1 protein-coding gene is annotated in these 1,706 nt (G+C 33.8%); it reads right to left on the reverse strand.

Going from position 1 to position 1,706, the window contains the following annotated elements; translation table 11 throughout:
* On the reverse strand, positions 1-1,684 hold a 1,684-nt coding region (locus tag ACT8VG_RS10925), incomplete at its 3' end, for an ATP-dependent DNA helicase RecG (RefSeq protein WP_444195894.1).
* Positions 1,685-1,706: the final 22 nt, after the last annotated feature.

A 1,706-nucleotide genomic window follows, 5' to 3' on the forward strand; every position in this document is an offset into this window, starting at 1 on the left:
CCTGCTGGTCTCCTCTTCCAATACGACCACGTAACTGATGAATAGAAGATAAGCCAAATCTTTCAGCATTATAAATAACCATCATATTCGCATTGGGAACATCAACCCCTACTTCTACCACTGTAGTAGAGACTAGAATTTGTATTTTATTATCTTTAAAATCCTGCATCACTGCATTTTTTTCTTCATCTTTTAAAGAACCATGAAGTAGCCCTGTTTGATAATGTCCTTTAAAATAAGAAGACATCGCTTCATAAATAGCCAAAGCACTTTTTAATGGAAGATCTTCATTATCTTCAATCAAAGGACAGATGACATAACATTGTCCACCTTGAGCTAAATAATCTTTTAATTGCTTTAAGAAAGGCTTCATAGAACTGCCTTCAAAATATTTTGTTAGGATAGGCTTTCTACCTTCAGGTCTTGTTTCTATACTTGAAACATCCATATCTCCATATAAACTCATTGCAAGAGTTCTAGGTATAGGAGTCGCACTCATGACAAGGAAGTCAACACCTTCACCTTTTTGTTTTAAGGCTTTTCTTTGTTTGACTCCAAAACGATGCTGTTCATCTGTTACTACAAATCCAAGTTTTTTATAATGAACGCTCTCCTGGAATAATGCATGTGTCCCAATAACTAGATCAATAGCGCCACTTTCTAAACCTTCATAGATTTCTTTCTTTTCTTTTAAAGTAAGTGATCCTGTGAGTAACGCAATACTCATATCATATGCTTCAAATGTCTTTTTAAGCTTACTATAGTGCTGCGTTGCGAGCACTTCAGTCGGTGCCATGAGAGCCCCTTGATAGCCACTTAAATAATTGGCATATAACCCTATAGCTGCCACAATTGTCTTACCACTTCCTACATCTCCCTGTAAGAAACGATACATGATTGTTGGATTATGAAAATCTAACAGTATATCTTTAGCACTTTGTTTTTGATCTTTCGTTAATTTAAAGGGAAGCGTATGAATAAAGGCATTGACTTCATCTAAAGAAAAATCCTTTGCATAGCCTACTTCCTGTTCTCTTTGCATTTTACGATAAGAAAGAGCCAATTCAAAGTTTAAGAATTCTTCATATTTAAGAGTTTTAGTACCCTTTTGTAGTTGTTCATGATTCATTGGAAAATGGACTGCATAAAGTGCTTCTTTCTTACTCATGAGATCAACTGTTTCTCTTATTTCTATAGGAAGACTATCTTCAATAGGTATGTTCATTACTAATACTTTTTTAACATATTGGGAAAAAGCATGACTTGTAAGTCCATCCTTTAAAGAATAGACAGGTGTAATACCTGATAATTGATCTAGATTCTTTAATAATATATTAGAAGCAGTGAAACGATTTCCTTCTACCTTACCTTGTAACGTAACAATGCGATTAAGTGTAAGATGAGGGCGAAGAAAATGTCGATTAAAGATTGTGACTATATAATCATTGCCTTTAATCGTTACATTGAATGTCATACGAGAAAAACGCCCTTTATAAAATACCTTAGGACTACTTATGATAACCCCCTCTACACAGCATTTGTCTTCTACAGGAGGCCATATTTCAGTCACTTCATCATATTTATAAGGATAATGATAAATAATATCTTCTAACGTATCAATAGAGGAAGCATGTAATAAATCTATTCTATTTTGACTTGTAGTTACTTTCTTTAATTCTTCCATAATATCACCACTTCCTTGATTA

This window comes from Catenibacterium sp., from assembly GCF_052354645.1.
Classification (GTDB): Bacteria; Bacillota_I; Bacilli_A; order Erysipelotrichales; family Coprobacillaceae; genus Catenibacterium; species Catenibacterium mitsuoka_A.